The organism is Pseudomonas sp. XP2, from assembly GCF_053557975.1.
On sequence record NZ_JBNRIK010000003.1, the window covers coordinates 244,947 to 259,593 of the forward strand.

Annotated in this window: 13 protein-coding genes; 8 read left to right on the forward strand and 5 right to left on the reverse strand. The window is 63.1% G+C overall.

Going from position 1 to position 14,647, the window contains the following annotated elements; genetic code table 11:
• The first annotated feature begins 16 nt into the window (after nt 1-16).
• The 4 genes from ACK1VC_RS05750 to ACK1VC_RS05765 all read left to right on the forward strand — a co-directional run bounded on the left by ACK1VC_RS05750 (nt 17) and on the right by ACK1VC_RS05765 (nt 4,038).
• Nucleotides 17-997 (forward strand): aliphatic sulfonate ABC transporter substrate-binding protein, encoded by a 981-nt coding sequence (locus ACK1VC_RS05750; RefSeq protein ID WP_191086665.1) that lies wholly within the window; start codon nt 17-19, stop codon nt 995-997.
• Nucleotides 998-1,013: 16 nt separating this feature from the next.
• Nucleotides 1,014-2,405 (forward strand): LLM class flavin-dependent oxidoreductase, encoded by a 1,392-nt coding sequence (locus ACK1VC_RS05755; protein ID WP_191086666.1) that lies wholly within the window; start codon nt 1,014-1,016, stop codon nt 2,403-2,405.
• A gap of 106 nt (nt 2,406-2,511) precedes the next feature.
• The gene (locus tag ACK1VC_RS05760) at nt 2,512-3,348 is read left to right on the forward strand and encodes a bifunctional allantoicase/(S)-ureidoglycine aminohydrolase (protein ID WP_060518220.1); all 837 of its coding nucleotides are present in this window, start codon (nt 2,512-2,514) and stop codon (nt 3,346-3,348) included.
• A 90-nt stretch (nt 3,349-3,438) separates the two neighbouring features.
• Nucleotides 3,439-4,038, forward strand: coding sequence for an START domain-containing protein (locus ACK1VC_RS05765; RefSeq protein ID WP_095115179.1), 600 nt, complete (start codon nt 3,439-3,441; stop codon nt 4,036-4,038).
• Nucleotides 4,039-4,193: 155 nt separating this feature from the next.
• Here ACK1VC_RS05765 and ACK1VC_RS05770 read toward each other — a convergent pair whose 3' ends face one another.
• Together ACK1VC_RS05770 and ACK1VC_RS05775 are read right to left on the reverse strand one after the other, a co-directional pair.
• Nucleotides 4,194-5,621 carry an amino acid permease gene (locus tag ACK1VC_RS05770; RefSeq protein ID WP_191086667.1) on the reverse strand — a complete coding sequence of 476 codons (1,428 nt, stop codon included), beginning with the start codon at nt 5,619-5,621 and terminating at the stop codon, nt 4,194-4,196.
• A 343-nt stretch (nt 5,622-5,964) separates the two neighbouring features.
• Complete coding sequence (locus tag ACK1VC_RS05775) at nt 5,965-6,387, reverse strand: Lrp/AsnC family transcriptional regulator (RefSeq protein ID WP_016499380.1); 423 nt, start codon at nt 6,385-6,387, stop codon at nt 5,965-5,967.
• A gap of 191 nt (nt 6,388-6,578) precedes the next feature.
• On the opposite strand from ACK1VC_RS05775, the gene ACK1VC_RS05780 reads away from it, so the two are divergent.
• Both ACK1VC_RS05780 and ctlX read left to right on the forward strand, forming a co-directional pair.
• Complete coding sequence (locus ACK1VC_RS05780) at nt 6,579-7,631, forward strand: ornithine cyclodeaminase (RefSeq protein WP_191086668.1); 1,053 nt, start codon at nt 6,579-6,581, stop codon at nt 7,629-7,631.
• Nucleotides 7,632-7,701: 70 nt separating this feature from the next.
• Nucleotides 7,702-8,610 (forward strand): citrulline utilization hydrolase CtlX, encoded by a 909-nt coding sequence (ctlX, locus tag ACK1VC_RS05785; protein WP_016487398.1) that lies wholly within the window; start codon nt 7,702-7,704, stop codon nt 8,608-8,610.
• Between the two features lie 87 nt (nt 8,611-8,697).
• Here ctlX and ACK1VC_RS05790 read toward each other — a convergent pair whose 3' ends face one another.
• The gene (locus ACK1VC_RS05790) at nt 8,698-9,579 is read right to left on the reverse strand and encodes a LysR substrate-binding domain-containing protein (RefSeq protein WP_016487399.1); all 882 of its coding nucleotides are present in this window, start codon (nt 9,577-9,579) and stop codon (nt 8,698-8,700) included.
• A 44-nt stretch (nt 9,580-9,623) separates the two neighbouring features.
• The gene (ggt, locus tag ACK1VC_RS05795; protein ID WP_016487400.1) at nt 9,624-11,414 is read right to left on the reverse strand and encodes a gamma-glutamyltransferase; all 1,791 of its coding nucleotides are present in this window, start codon (nt 11,412-11,414) and stop codon (nt 9,624-9,626) included.
• Nucleotides 11,415-11,530: 116 nt separating this feature from the next.
• Here ggt and ACK1VC_RS05800 point away from each other — a divergent pair, with 116 nt between their 5' ends.
• Nucleotides 11,531-12,181 carry an ankyrin repeat domain-containing protein gene (locus tag ACK1VC_RS05800; RefSeq protein ID WP_024717558.1) on the forward strand — a complete coding sequence of 217 codons (651 nt, stop codon included), beginning with the start codon at nt 11,531-11,533 and terminating at the stop codon, nt 12,179-12,181.
• Nucleotides 12,182-12,321: 140 nt separating this feature from the next.
• On the opposite strand, the gene pobA is transcribed toward ACK1VC_RS05800, so the two are convergent.
• Entirely contained in the window at nt 12,322-13,509 is a 1,188-nt protein-coding gene (gene pobA / locus ACK1VC_RS05805) for a 4-hydroxybenzoate 3-monooxygenase (RefSeq protein WP_096426156.1), read from the reverse strand.
• A 172-nt stretch (nt 13,510-13,681) separates the two neighbouring features.
• On the opposite strand from pobA, the gene ACK1VC_RS05810 reads away from it, so the two are divergent.
• The gene (locus tag ACK1VC_RS05810; protein WP_016487403.1) at nt 13,682-14,560 is read left to right on the forward strand and encodes a helix-turn-helix domain-containing protein; all 879 of its coding nucleotides are present in this window, start codon (nt 13,682-13,684) and stop codon (nt 14,558-14,560) included.
• Nucleotides 14,561-14,647 lie beyond the last annotated feature (87 nt).

The following is a 14,647-nucleotide window of genomic DNA, read 5'->3' on the forward strand; positions in this document are numbered from 1 at the left end:
CTGAAGGAGCATCCCCATGCCAATCCGTGCCTTTTCCCCCCTGCGCCGCCTGTTGATTGGCGGCCTGCTGGCCACTGTCGCCAGTGCCCTGCTGCCGTGGTCCGAAGCCCTGGCCGACGACGCCAAGACCCTTCGCATCGGTTACCAAAAGTTCAACAGCATCAACATTCTCAAAGGCAGCGGCGCCCTGGAAAAGGCCCTGGCCCCGCAAGGCGTGAAGGTGAGCTGGCACGAGTTTGCCGCCGGCCCACAGCTGCTCGAGGCCCTGAGCACGGGCGCCATCGACCTCGGCCACGCCGCCGACGCACCGTCGGTGTTCGCCCAGGCCGCCGGCAAACCGGTGGTGTACCTGGCCGCCGAACAGCCCTACCCACGCGGCATCGGCCTGGTGGTACGCGAGCAGGACCACCTGACTGGCGTGCAGGACCTGAAAGGCAAACGCGTGGCCACCGGCCGTGGCTGGAATGCCCAGTACCTGCTGGCTGTCGCCCTGCAACAGGCTGGCCTGAGTTACCAGGACATCACCCCCGCCTACGTCAACAATGCCGCCGATGCCGTGGCCGCCTTGCAGTCGGGAAGCGTGCAGGCCGTGACCCTGTGGGACCCGTTCCTCGCCGCTGCAGAAAGCCAGCCAGGCCTGAAAAACCTGCGTGACGGCAGCGGCCTGTCCAACAACCGCACCTTCTACCTGTCCACCGCCAGCTACGCCGACCAGCACCGTGCGCTGCTGAAAACCTTCTTTACCGAACTGGGCAAAGTCAGCCAGTGGGCCAACGCCAAACCCGCAGAGGTTGCCGCACTGCTGGCCCCGCAGCTGGGCATCAACGCCAATGTGCTTGAAGTGGCCAGCGAGCGCCGTAACTACAACGCCGTGGCCATCACCCCGCCGATCGTCGCCGAGCAACAGAAACTCGCTGACACCTTCCAGGGCCTGGGCCTGATTCCACACAAGCTGCAGGTGGCCGACGCGGTCTACCCGGCTTCCGTATTGCCTTGAGTGGAGCGCAACTGACATGCCCCGCCCGATCCGCTTCAATGCGTTCAGCATGAACGCCGCCAGCCACCAGTCCCCCGGCCTGTGGCGCCACCCACGCAACACCAGCGTCGCCTTCAACCGCCTGAGCTACTGGACCGACCTGGCCCGCCTGTTGGAGCGCGGCCTCTTCGACGCGCTGTTCATTGCCGATGTGCTGGGTATTTACGACGTGTACCAAGGCGGCCCTGAGGCCGCCCTGCGCGGTGGCGTGCAAGTGCCGGTCAACGACCCGCTGCTGCTGGTGCCGGCCATGGCCGGGGTCACCGAGCACCTGGGGTTTGGCGTGACCTTCTCGCTCACCTACGAGCACCCTTACCCGTTCGCCCGGCGCATGTCCACACTTGACCACCTGAGTAACGGCCGGGTCGGCTGGAACATCGTCACCGGCTACCTCGACAGCGCTGCACGCAACCTCGGCCTGGCGCGCCAGCTGGGCCACGATCAGCGCTACGACCTGGCCGAGGAGTACCTGCAGGTGCTCTACAAGCTGTGGGAAAAGAGCTGGGACGATGACGCGGTGCTGCTGGAGCGCGACAGCGGGCGCTACATCGAGCCAACCCGGGTGCACCCGATCAACCACGTGGGCGAGCACTTCCAGGTGCCCGGCATGCACCTGTGTCAGCCGTCACCGCAACGCACGCCGGTGCTGTTCCAGGCCGGCGCTTCGGCACGCGGCCAGCAGTTTGCCGCGCGCCACGCCGAATGCGTGTTCATCAGCGGCCCAACCCCTACAGTGTTGCGCCGCTACGCCGATGGCATTCGCCAGGCCAGCGAAGCCGCCGGGCGAGGTCGTGATGAAGTGCTGATCTATGCCCAGGCATTGCTGATTGTCGCCCCTACCCGGGAAGAAGCCGAGGCGCGGTTCGCCGAATACCGTCGCTATGTCGATCTGGACGCGGCCTTGGCGCTGCTGTCGGGCTGGACCGGCATCGACTTTGCCGGCCTCGACCCTGATGCGCCGATCGAATACGTCGAAAATGACGCCGGGCGCGCTGCCCTGGCCGCGTTTACCGCCGCTGACCCGAACCGCCGCTGGACCGTGCGCGAGGCTGCCGAGTTCGTTGGCCTGGGTGGTCGCGGCCCGGTACTGGCAGGTTCTGCCAGCGCGGTGGCCGACCAGCTGGAAAGCTGGCTGGACCAGACCGGCATCGACGGTTTCAACCTGACCTACGCCGTGCAGCCGGATGACCTGGCCCACGTGGTCGAGTTGCTGGTGCCCGAGCTGCAACGCCGCGGCCGCTACCCTTCGAGTTACACCGAAGGGACCTTGCGCCAAAAATTGTTCGGTCAAGGCGATCGACTGCCGGAAGCCCACGCCGGGCGCCAGGTCGACATTCAGCGATCAAATACCGGGTATTCCAACATTTAATTTGTGGATGGCACGCGCTCGACCCTATTCTGTGGCCACATCCCCTGCGCCGCACCGGCCGGTGCGGTTCACGGCATGGGGAGAGAACAACAAGTCGAGATTGTCCATGTCGAACCATTCGTACTTCGCCCCCCACGGTGGGCACCCGGCTCAAACAGAGCTGCTGACTGACCGTGCCATGTTCACCGAAGCCTATGCCGTCATCCCCAAGGGCGTGATGCGTGACATCGTCACCAGCCACCTGCCGTTCTGGGACAAGATGCGCATGTGGGTCATCGCCCGCCCGCTGACCGGTTTTGCCGAAACCTTCTCGCAGTACATCGTCGAGCTGGCCCCGGAAGGCGGCAGCGAGCGCCCCGAGCTGGACGCTAACGCCGAAGCCGTGGTGTTCATCGTCGAAGGCGAACTGGACATCACCGTGGAAGGCAAGCACCACACCCTGGTACCCGGCGGCTATGCCTTCCTGGCGCCAGGCGCCGAGTGGAGCCTGCGCAACAACAGCAAGTCCAACGTCACCTTCCACTGGCTGCGCAAGCATTACCAGAAAGTCGAGGGACTGGACGTACCGGAATCGTTCGTCACCCACCGCGACAACGCCACCGTCATCGAGATGCCGGGCACCGAAGGCCGCTGGAAAACCACCCGTTTTGTCGACATGGCCGACATGCGCCACGACATGCACGTGAACATCGTCACCTTCCAGCCGGGCGGCGTTATTCCGTTCGCTGAAACCCACGTGATGGAACATGGCCTGTACGTGCTGGAAGGCAAGGCGGTGTACCGCCTGAACCAGGACTGGGTTGAAGTGGAAGCCGGCGACTTCATGTGGCTGCGCGCCTTCTGCCCGCAAGCCTGCTACGCCGGCGGCCCTGGCAACTTCAGCTACCTGCTGTACAAGGACGTTAACCGTCACGTGCACCTGACGCTGAACCCTAAGCGCTAAGCCCAGGCTGATGCCCGCAAGCCCGCCAACCTGGCGGGCTTTCTGTTTGCCGCGCATACTCAAACACCCATCCCCCGCGCGGTACCGGCCATGAACCGCTGCCTGCTGCTCACTGCCCTGCTGCTGTGTACCCCTGCCCCGGCCGCCGATGAGTGGAACCTGGCCTATGACCGCGAAGGCATTCGCGTGTACCTGAGCAGCGCGCATGACACGCCCTACCAGCAATTTCGTGGTGTAAGTACCATGAAAGCCAGCGTGCGCACCCTCACCGACCTGCAAGAGAACCTGCGGGTAGCCTGCAAATGGCTATACGCCTGTGACCAGATGCGTTTGCTGGAAGTGGATGGCGCCAATACCTGGGTGTACCTGACCACCAACCTGCCGTGGCCGACGATGCCGCGGGACATTGTGCTGAAAGTCACCAGCGAACGCCTGGACGACGGCACCCTGCTGCGGCACCTGAGCGCCGAGCCTGACAGGATTCCCAAGGTTGACGGCCTGATCCGGGTGCAGCATCTGCGCGGTGAGTGGCGCATGAAACCCCTGGGCGAGCGCGAGACGGAGGTGACCTACCAGTTGCAGGCCGACCCTGCCGGCGATGTGCCCGGCTGGCTGGCCAACCGGTTTGTGGTGGATGCGCCGGTGGTAACGTTGCGTACGTTGCGGGCGGTTGCTGAACGCCAGCCCTGAAGAATGCTGGATCTACCTGTCCTGGCCGCTGTGGCAGATCGCCAGCCCTTTTGGACTGCTGTGGGAGCGGGCTTGTCCCGCGAAGGCAACCCTGCGGTGCCTGGCACCGGCTTTGCCGGTGTTCGCGGGGCCAGCCCGCTCCCACAGAGCACCCGCTAAATCAACGAATCAGCAGTAGCGCTCTGCGGTTGGGCAGAGGCCTTGGTCCTGCGCCGATAGGCCAGCAACAGGCCCGCATACCACAGCGGCATCACGTACAACGCCGTGCGGGTGTCCGGTTCCAGCACCAGCAGGCACAGCACGAAAATCAGGAATAGCTGCGCCAGCGCGGCGGTGACCTTGCCGCCCGGCAGCTTGAACCTGGACTGCTCATGGGCCTGCGGGTTCTGTCGGCGGTAAGCAAAGTAGGACAGCAGGATCAGCGACCAGGTAACGATGATCATTACCGCAGAAATGGTCGACACCAGGGTGAACACGGTCATCACCTCCGGGATCACGAACAGCAGCGTCAACGCAATCGCCATGCACACCCCGGAGAATACCAGCGCCCGCACTGGCGTACCCGACCCGGACAGGCGCCCGAACGCCTTCGGGGCCTGTTGTTGATGCGACAGGCCATAGAGCATGCGCGAGCCCGAGTAAACGCCACTGTTGGCCGACGATGCCGCGGAGGTCAGCACTACGAAGTTGATGATGCCAGCAGCAGCGGGCAACCCGCCAAGCAGGAACAATTCAACGAAGGGGCTGCGGTTGGCTGGCACATTGGCCCAGGACACCACACTGATGATGCACACCAGCGAACAGATGTAGAAAAGCAGGATACGCACGGGGATGGTGTTGATCGCCTTGGGCAGGGTCTTTTCGGGGTCTTTGGCCTCTGCCGCTGCGGTGCCGATCAGCTCGGTGCCGACGAAGGAGAAAATGGCGATCTGGAACCCGGCGAGGAAGCCAAGGATGCCATGCGGCATGACCACGCCGGGGGCCACCAGGTGTCTGAACGATGCCGTCACCCCGCCCGGCGAGGTATAGGAGGTGGCGACCATCACCAGGCCGGTTACCACCAGCAGCACGATGGCGACGATCTTGATCAGGCCGAACCAGAACTCCACTTCACCAAAGGCCTTCACCGCCAGCATGTTCAGGCCCAGCAACAGGAACATGGTGCCGAAAGCCGGTAGCCAGGTAGGCACATCGGGGTACCAGTACTGCACGAACCCTGCGACCACCACCACGTCGCCCACCGCCGCCACCACCCAGCTGAGCCAGTACGACCAGCTGAGAATGTAACCGGCCCGCGGCCCCAGGTAGTTGTGCACCAGGTCAGCGAACGATTCCATCTGCAGGTTGGCCAGCAGCATCTCGCCCATGGCGCGCATGATGCAGAACACAAAAAAACCGATGATGGCGTAGACGAGGATGATCGAAGTGCCAGACAGCGCAATGATCTTGCCCGAGCCCATAAACAACCCGGTACCAATGGCACCACTGATCGAAATAAGCTGTATGTGTCGGTTTTCCAGCCGTCGCTTGAGCACTCGGCCCTCTTGCGGAGCAGCGCTTTGCGCATTGCACGTTTGATGCATAGTCGACCTCTTATTCTTTTTTGGTAAAACTTCAGCGCCCCGCGCCGCACCATGTAAGTGGCACTAAGGTGCAGGTTCCCTGTCATTGAAAATGATAAAAGCGCAGGTAATAACGAAAACGGACACTCACGCCCGGTGCAACTTAGCTGCGGGCTTTTTTATTGTTTGAAACGCACCCTGGGTGGTGCGCCTTGTACCGTTGCACGAAAACAGTTTCATTCTGCCAGTGGCCCGGGCCAAGCGGAACGCTACAGAATGCGCACAGCCAAAGGGATTTTTTGCACTGTGGAAAGCCTGGGTGACAGTTTGCGCAATGCGCCTTTCAAAAGGCCTGACCCCGCGGTCACATCTTGTAGGTGGAGAGCAGGATGCTGGTCTCGGTATTCTCGATGTGCGGAATGGAGCGAATGGTATTCAGCGCCCGGTCGAACGCTTCAAGGGTGTCTGCGCGCAGCTCTGCCATCAGGTCCCAACGGCCATTGGTGGTGTGGATGGCGACCACGTTGGGGTGCCCACGCAGCGCGTGCTTGACCTCTGCAGCGTGGTGGCCGCTGATGCCTATGCTGGTAATTGCCCGCACGCCCTGGTCCAGCGCATCGGAGCGCAAACGTACCGTGTAGCCAATGATCACGCCCTGCTCTTCGAGCCGGGTGATGCGGTTTTGCACCGTTGCCCTGGCCACCTTGAGTTTTTTTGCCAAGGTCAGCACGGGAGTGCGTGCATTGTCCCGCAACAGCGCAATCAGTTCCCGATCGATAGTGTCCATATGCCTGCCAAATAATCAGATTGCTACTTTGGGGTGGCAGATTGTCTAGAAAGTTGGCGAAACTGGCAACCTGCATTCTTCCTGTTGACGCCACCTTTCATCAAAATGTTCGAGCCGGCGACACTTCGATAATCCTAAGCGCTCACCCTGCAATATCCAGGGCGCAGCGCACAATAACAAGGTGCAAGAGCATGACGTATTTCATTGATGTTCCAACCATGTCGGACTTGGTGCACGACATCGGCGTAGCGCCGTTCATAGGTGAACTGGCTGCGGCCATGCGTGAAGACTTCAAACGCTGGCAGGAGTTTGATAAATCCGCACGGGTTGCCAGCCACTCGGAAGTGGGTGTGATCGAGCTGATGCCGGTCGCCGACAACAGCCGCTACGCCTTCAAATACGTCAACGGGCACCCGGCCAACACTGCACGTGACCTGCATACCGTGATGGCCTTCGGCGTACTGGCCGATGTCGACACCGGCTACCCGGTGCTGCTGTCCGAACTGACCATTGCCACCGCCCTGCGCACTGCGGCCACCTCGCTGATGGCAGCCCAGGCACTGGCCCGACCGAACTCGCGCAAGATGGCGCTGATCGGCAACGGCGCGCAAAGCGAATTCCAGGCGCTGGCGTTCCACAAGCACTTGGGCATCGAAGAAATCGTCGCCTATGACACCGACCCGCTGGCCACCGCCAAGCTGATTGCCAACCTCAAGGAATACAGCGGCCTCACCATTCGCCGGGCCGGCTCGGTGGCCGAAGCGGTAAAAGGCGTGGACATCATCACCACGGTCACTGCCGACAAGGCCTACGCCACCATCATCACCCCCGAAATGCTCGAACCTGGCATGCACCTGAATGCCGTGGGGGGCGACTGCCCGGGCAAGACCGAACTGCACGCCGATGTGCTGCGCAACGCCCGGGTGTTCGTCGAGTACGAGCCGCAAACCCGTATCGAAGGTGACATTCAGCAGCTGCCCGCTGACTTCCCGGTGGTTGACCTGTGGCGTGTGCTGCGCGGCGAAACCGAGGGGCGCCAGAGCGACCGCCAGGTCACCGTATTCGACTCGGTGGGCTTCGCCCTGGAGGATTACACCGTACTACGTTACGTACTACAGCAGGCCGAAAAGCGCGGCATGGGCACGAAGATCGACCTGGTGCCATGGGTGGAAGACGACCCGAAAGACCTGTTCAGCCACACCCGCGGCCGTGCTGCCAAAAGCCGTATCCGACGCGTTGCTTAACCCTGCTCTCAACCCGGTATTTCTCATGGCATTTCCAACGCGTTCGATTCAAGCACCTGCAGCAGTGGTCATGGTCAGGCCACATGCGTTCACCCCCAACCCGGAAACCGCAGCCGACAACTCGTTCCAGCGCAGCAGCCCCGGCCTCGCCGCACAGGCGCTCGCCGAGGTTGCCCGCGATGAAGTCACGCAGGCCGCCGGTCGCCTTGAGGCCGAAGGCGTGCGGGTACACCTGTTCGATGATTTCGGCGAACACAACACCCCGGACTCGGTGTTCCCCAATAACTGGTTCTCTACCCACCCCGGTGGACACATCGCAATCTACTCGATGTATTCGCGCAACCGCCGCCGCGAGCGGCGCGCGGATGTGATCGAGATGCTCAAACATGAGTACCGCGTGCAAGATGTCATCGATTATTCAGGGCTGGAGCAAGACGAACTGTTTCTTGAAGGGACCGGCGCCATGGTCTTCGACCACCTGTCGCGGGTGGCTTACACCGCACGTTCCAACCGCGCCGACCCGATCGCACTCGAGCGCTTCAGCACGCACTTCAACTTCGAGCCGATGGTGTTCGACACGGCCGACGAGCAAGGCACGCCGATCTACCACACCAACGTACTGATGTGCGTGGCGACCGAATTTGCACTGGTGGGTTTTGGCACGTTCACCAACAAGGCGCGGGCCGAGGAAGTGCGCATGCGGCTGATCGAATCGGGCCGCGACGTTATTGACCTGAGTAACCAGCAGATCAGCCAGTTTGCCGGCAATGCCATCGAGCTGTCCGGGCGTGACGGGAGAATCCTGGCACTGTCACGCAAGGCCTTCGACAGCCTGACCGGTGAGCAACGCCAGCGCATCGAGCGCTCGGCGCGGCTGGTGCCGCTGGACGTGCCGACCATTGAGATGGCCGGCGGCTCAGTGCGCTGCATGATCGCCGGCATTCATCTGTCGCCACGCCTCGCTGCGGCTTGCGCCTGACCCATCAACCGTCGGCCGACTCGATCTTCTGTGGGAGCGGCCCTGCCGGGGCGCCCCACAAAGACCGCGTCAGTTCGTCAGGCCGGCTCAGATCCCACCGCCCGCCAGCAGTTGTGTCATGACCTCGGCCAACGCCTTGACCATCACATCCGCCGTCGGCCGGTGGACGATGACGATTTCATAGCTGTCGACCTCCGGTAGCCCCTGCCCTGCCCCCAGCACCCGGTGCTCCCCCGTAGCCGCCCTTGGTGGCAGCAGGCTGATGCCCATGCCATCGGCAACTGCCGCCTGGATACCGCTGAGGCTGGAACTGGTGAAACTGATGCGCCAGCGCCGGCCCATGCTTTCGATCGCGTTGATCATGTCTTCGCGGTACAGGCCGCGCGGCGGGAAGGTCACCAGCGGGATCGGGTCCAGCTCAAAGGCGGGGGTGCGCGCACTGTCGATCCATTGCAGGCGCTCGGGCCAGCAAGCCACGCCCTCCCGGGTGTTGCGCCGCTGCTTGAGCAGCACCAGGTCCAGTTCACCGTTGTCGTAGGCCTGGCTGAGGTCGCGGCACAGGCCGCTGGTCACTTCCAGTTTCACTTGCGGGTGCAGGCGGCTGAACGCCGACAGCGCATTGGTGGTGCGCCCGCCAACGAAGTCCTCGGGCACGCCCAGGCGTACGGTGGTGCCCACCATCGCCCCGGCCAGGGCTTCGAGCATCTGGTCATTCAGCGCCAGCATGTGCCGGGCGTAGCCGAGCAAGGTCTGCCCGGCGTCGGTCGGTAGCACATCGCGGTTACCCCGCACCAACAGGCGATGCCCGACCATGTCCTCCAGGCGGCGCACCTTTTGGCTGATGGTCGACTGGGTCGAGTGCAGGCGCGCCGCCGCCGTGGTGAAGCTGCCGCAATCGGCCACCACCACGATGGCGCGTAGCAGGTCGAGGTCGAACAGGGCTCTATTCGATTTCACGCTGATAGACATGTTGGTATTCAACTGCTGAATGGCAAGACTGCGTTCTATCACGGCTAGTCGCCAAGGGCCACACCTTCACGCCGAGGATCGGCGCCACCGGACCAGCCATCGCCGCTGCGCTGGATGATCTGCATGCCACTGGTCATGGTCATCGGCGTGACCTCATGGCCCCAGGCTGCCAATTGGCGGATCAGCGATGGGCTGGCGAGCCCGGCTTCCACTTCGGTGCCGGCATTGCGGCTGCCGAAGTTGGGCAAGCCGGCCGCCTGCTGCGGGTCGAGCTGCCAATCCAGCAAGCCGATCAGCGCCTTGTTCACGTAGCCGATGATCTGCGAGCCCCCTGGCGAACCAAGGCTGGCCACAAGCTCGCCAGAGGCCCGCGAAAACACCAGCGTGGGCGCCATCGCCGACAGTGGCCGCTTGCCCGGCTGCACCCGGTTGGCCACAGGCTTGCCGTGCTCCTGAGGGATGAACGAGAAGTCCGTCAGGTGGTTGTTGAGCAGGAAGCCCTTGACCATCAGGTGCGAACCGAACGCGGCCTCCACCGAGGTGGTCATGGCCAGTGCCTGGCCGCTGTCATCCACTGCGCTGAGGTGCGAAGTGGAAATGCGCAAAGGCGAGCGATCAGGCGCCAGGGCCAGGTCGGCGCCTGGCGGTTGGCCCGGGCGAGCGCGCTTCATGCTGTATGCCCCAATCTGTGCTGCCCGGCGGGCCAGGTAAGTGGCGTCGGTCAGGGCCTTGACCGGGACCGGCACATAATCGCTGTCGGCCAGGTACTGAGCGCGGTCGGCATAGGCCAAGCGCTCGGCTTCGGCGATCAGGTGCACGGCCAGCGGCGATGCCTCCAGGCCTGCCGGGGACGCGTTCGCCAGCGGCCGCAACGCCGCCAGATCGCGTTGTGGCGTGGTGCGCTGCACGGCTTCAAGCATGCCCAGCGTCTGCAACACCGTCACCCCGCCCGACGACGGCGGCGGCATGCCGCAGATGCGCCAGGCCTTGTAAGGGCCACACACCGGCTCGCGCTCCTTGGCACCGTACCGCTCGAGGTCTTGCAACGACAAATAACCGGCATTGGCATGGCTGCGCACCTTGGCCACGATGGCCGCGGCGATTTCACCGGTGTAGAACGCCTGGGGACCGTGCGCGGCAATTTGCTCGAGCGTTTGCGCAAGTTCGGGGTTGCGCAACGTTGTACCCACTGGCAGCGGCTTGCCTTTTTTATCCAGGAAGTAGCGAGCCATGGCCGGTGAATGGGCAATATACGGGTCACCGGCCACCAGGGTGTGAAGGCGCTCGGATACCGGGAAACCGCTACGTGCCAACGCAATGGCCGGGGCAAAGAGTTGCTGCCAAGGCAGCTTGCCGTGCTGCTCGTGAGCCAGCTTCAGCGCGCGCAAAACCCCGGGCACCCCCACTGAACGCCCGCCGATCTGTGCCGACCTGAAGGGCATCGGTGAACCATCGGCTTGCAAGAACAGCTTTTCCGTTACCTGCGACGGGGCTGCCTCGCGGCCGTCGAAAGCCTGCACGCGCTTCCCGTCCCAGTAGAGGATAAAGGCCCCACCCCCAATGCCACTGGATTGCGGCTCGACCAAGGTCAGCACCATCTGCATGGCGATGGCGGCGTCAATGGCACTGCCACCGGCACGCAACATCGCCCGCCCCGCTTCACTGGCCAGCGGGTTGGCGGCGGCGGCCATATGCCGGTTGGCGTGCACCGGCTGCAGGCCAGTGCGGTAGCCGGAGGCCCGTTCGGGTGGCGCGGGCAACACGTGATCGGCACAGGCCCACCCACTGGCGATCGCCAGGCACAGCGCGCTCATCACCGGTGCGGAGAACTTCATCGTTTTGCTTCCTGCCTTGTCTATTCAGCAGACCACTGTCGGTCATGCGCAAACTTAACTTCAAGACTTGGTGCGATTTTTCTAGGATGCAGGCAGGCCAATCCGGAGCACACCCCATGCGTAGACCCGTCGCAGCCATGCTGTTTGCCCTGTTCACCAGCCTTGCCGCCCACGCCGAGAACACCACCATGGACTACCGCCTGCACACCGCCGCCCGCCACAACGACGTGCACACCCTGCAACAGTTGCTGGCGCAAGGTGCCCAACTGGAAAGCCGTGATGAGCAAGGGCGCACTGCCCTGCTGGTGGCCACCCACGCCAACCAGGTGGCGGCGGCGCAAGCGCTGATCCAGGCCGGTGCCGATGTGAACGCCGAGGACAATATTGCTGACAGCCCTTACCTGTATGCTGGCGCCCGGGGCCTGAACGATATACTGCGGCTTACCCTGAGCCACGGTGCCGACCTCAAGAGCACCAACCGATACGGGGGAACTGCGTTGATACCGGCGGCCGAGCGTGGGCATGTAGAAACAGTGCAGATGCTGATCGATGCCGGGGTGGACGTGAACCACTTGAACCGGCTGCACTGGACCGCGCTCATGGAGGCAGTGATTCTGGGGGATGGCGGACCGCGGCATGTGGAGATTGTGCGCCGGCTGCTGGCGGCAGGTGCGGACCGGCAGATTGCCGACCAGGAGGGGGTCACCGCGCTGGAGCATGCGCGCCAGCGAGGGTATCGGGAGATGGAGGCGCTGCTGGCCCAGTAGGCAAGGTTTGCAGGGCACGGGCTTCGCCCGTTATCGCCGGCAAGCCAGCACCCACATTGGCCGCATCGTATTCAAGTCATGTGCAGTACCTGTGGGAGCTGGCTTGCCGGCGATGGGGCCAGGACAAGCAGCACAGAAACTCAGACGACTTCTTCGTACGGCAGCCCCACATAGTTCTCGGCAATGTTCAGCAAGCCCGCCGCGGAGTTCAGGAAGTACTCGCGGTCAGCCTCCTGCATCTTCTGGTCCCAGGCATCCTTTTGGTTGCCGAAGTCATGCAGCAGCTGGGTCATGAACCAGCTGAAACGCTCGCCCTTCCACACCCGGCGCAAGGCCAGCGGCGAATACTGTTGAAGCAGGTCGATACGCCCTTCGCGGTACACCTTGACCAGAATGCGGTAGAGGTAGTTGACGTCCGAAGCTGCCAGGTTCAGGCCTTTGGCACCGGTGGGTGGGACGATGTGCGCAGCGTCTCCCACCAGGAACAGGTGGCCGTACTGCATGGGTTCGACCACCAGGCTGCGCAGCGGCGCAATACTTTTTTCCAGGGCTGGGCCGGTCACCAGATCCGCCGCTACGTCAGCGGGCAGGCGGGCTTTCAGTTCGTCCCAGAAACGCTCGTCAGACCACGCCTCGACACGGTCCTGCAGAGGTACCTGCAGGTAGTAGCGGCTGCGTGTTTGCGAGCGTTGGCTGCACAACGCGAAGCCACGCGCATGGTGGGCATAGATCAACTCGTGATTGACCGGCGGTGTGTCCGACAGCAGGCCCAGCCAGCCAAACGGGTAAACGCGTTCGTATTGCTTCAGCACGCCCTCGGGGATGCTTTGCCGGGAGACACCATGGAAGCCGTCACAGCCGGCGATATAGTCGCAGTCCACCCGGTGCACGCGGCCATCTTTTTCGTAGGTCAGATACGGCTTCTCGCCCTTCAACTCATGCGGCTGGACATTGCTGGCAGCATAGATGATCGGCGCGCCGCTGGCTTCGCGGGCCTGCATCAGGTCACGGGTGACTTCGGTCTGGCCATACACCATCACCGTCTTGCCACCGGTCAAGGCCTTGAGGTCCAGGCGTTGACGGCGCCCGCCAACCAATAGCTCGACCCCTTCGTGCACCAGGCCTTCACGGTCCATGCGTTCGGCCACACCGGCTTCGCGCAGCAGGTCGACAGTGCCTTGCTCCAGCACACCGGCGCGGATGCGGCCAAGGACGTACTCGGGCGTCTGGCGTTCGACGATGACGTTATCGATACCGGCCTTGTGCAGCAGTTGGCCCAGCAGCAGGCCAGACGGACCTGCACCAATAATTGCAACCTGAGTTTTCATTGTTGTTGTCTCTTTTCGGACGATGCCGGCCCTGGACTGGCAGTGGGGCGGCATCTGCTGTTAGGGTTTGCCTTTGCATTTTTACTGGCAAAAACTGCCAATTAAGTGTGCTATTCCATGAATAACCTGCACTTTTACAAAAAACGTTCGATTAACGGACAGGCCAGCCTGCATGAAATCCACCCTCCCCGGCGTCCCCTTGTTCAAGCTCTATGGCGAAAACCAGGCCTGGCCCGGCACCGACTTGCTGCACTGCGAGTCGATCCCGGCGCGTAGCCGCCTGCACCACTGGGAAATCAAGCCGCACCAGCATGCCGAGCTGTTCCAGCTGCTGTACGTACAGCGCGGTCAGGCCCTGGTGGAGATCGAAGGCGTGCGCAGCGCCATCGGTGAGCCAGCGATCCAGGTGGTGCCGCCAATGACCGTGCATGGCTTTCGCTTCAGTGCCGATATCCAGGGGTATGTGCTGACCTTTGGCACCGCACTGGTGGCAAACCTGGAACAACGCCTGGGCATGCCGCTGACGGTGCTGGCAAAACCTGGGTGTTACCCGCTCGGCCAGGACCGCGTGCACCTGCGCAGCCTGATCGGCACCTTGCAGCAGGAGTACCAGGGCAATGCCCCGGCACGGGCAGCCTTGCTGGAGGCGCTGGTAACCACGTTGATGGTGTGGATCAGCCGCCGCCCGCAACCTGGGCAGGCGCCCCGCAATCGGGATGAGCGTGACCGCCAGTTGCTGGGGCAGTACTTGCGACTGGTGGAGGCGCATTACCGCGAGCACCTGTCGATGGAGGACTTCGCCGCGCGACTGAATATTCCGAGCCTGCAACTGAACCAGTTGTGCCGGGCGCTGAGTGGGCAGACTGCGCTGCAGGTGCTGCACCAGCGTTTGTTGCTGGAGGCGCGTCGCAACCTGATTTACACGCGGATGAGTATCGGGCAGCTGTCGGACAGCCTGGGGTTCACCGACCCGACATACTTTGCCCGCTGGTTCAAGCGCTTGAGTGGGCAGACGCCCAATGGATATCGTCGGTCGGTGCAGCCGGAATGAAATGGGGTTACCTGCAGCGGCCTCTTCGCGGGCTTGCCCGCTCCCACAGAAGTGCGCCGCTTGCGAGCCTGACGCAATCCCTGTGGG

What these genes read in the sequence shown, in the direction of transcription:
- ACK1VC_RS05750 (WP_191086665.1), top strand. Translation starts at nt 17, where the DNA reads ATGCCAATCCGTGCCTTTTCCCCCCTGCGCCGCCTGTTGATTGGCGGC.
- ACK1VC_RS05755 (WP_191086666.1), top strand. Translation starts at nt 1,014, where the DNA reads ATGCCCCGCCCGATCCGCTTCAATGCGTTCAGCATGAACGCCGCCAGC.
- ACK1VC_RS05760 (WP_060518220.1), top strand. Translation starts at nt 2,512, where the DNA reads ATGTCGAACCATTCGTACTTCGCCCCCCACGGTGGGCACCCGGCTCAA.
- ACK1VC_RS05765 (WP_095115179.1), top strand. Translation starts at nt 3,439, where the DNA reads ATGAACCGCTGCCTGCTGCTCACTGCCCTGCTGCTGTGTACCCCTGCC.
- ACK1VC_RS05770 (WP_191086667.1), bottom strand. Translation starts at nt 5,621, where the DNA reads ATGCATCAAACGTGCAATGCGCAAAGCGCTGCTCCGCAAGAGGGCCGA.
- ACK1VC_RS05775 (WP_016499380.1), bottom strand. Translation starts at nt 6,387, where the DNA reads ATGGACACTATCGATCGGGAACTGATTGCGCTGTTGCGGGACAATGCA.
- ACK1VC_RS05780 (WP_191086668.1), top strand. Translation starts at nt 6,579, where the DNA reads ATGACGTATTTCATTGATGTTCCAACCATGTCGGACTTGGTGCACGAC.
- ctlX (WP_016487398.1), top strand. Translation starts at nt 7,702, where the DNA reads ATGGTCAGGCCACATGCGTTCACCCCCAACCCGGAAACCGCAGCCGAC.
- ACK1VC_RS05790 (WP_016487399.1), bottom strand. Translation starts at nt 9,579, where the DNA reads ATGTCTATCAGCGTGAAATCGAATAGAGCCCTGTTCGACCTCGACCTG.
- ggt (WP_016487400.1), bottom strand. Translation starts at nt 11,414, where the DNA reads ATGAAGTTCTCCGCACCGGTGATGAGCGCGCTGTGCCTGGCGATCGCC.
- ACK1VC_RS05800 (WP_024717558.1), top strand. Translation starts at nt 11,531, where the DNA reads ATGCGTAGACCCGTCGCAGCCATGCTGTTTGCCCTGTTCACCAGCCTT.
- pobA (WP_096426156.1), bottom strand. Translation starts at nt 13,509, where the DNA reads ATGAAAACTCAGGTTGCAATTATTGGTGCAGGTCCGTCTGGCCTGCTG.
- ACK1VC_RS05810 (WP_016487403.1), top strand. Translation starts at nt 13,682, where the DNA reads ATGAAATCCACCCTCCCCGGCGTCCCCTTGTTCAAGCTCTATGGCGAA.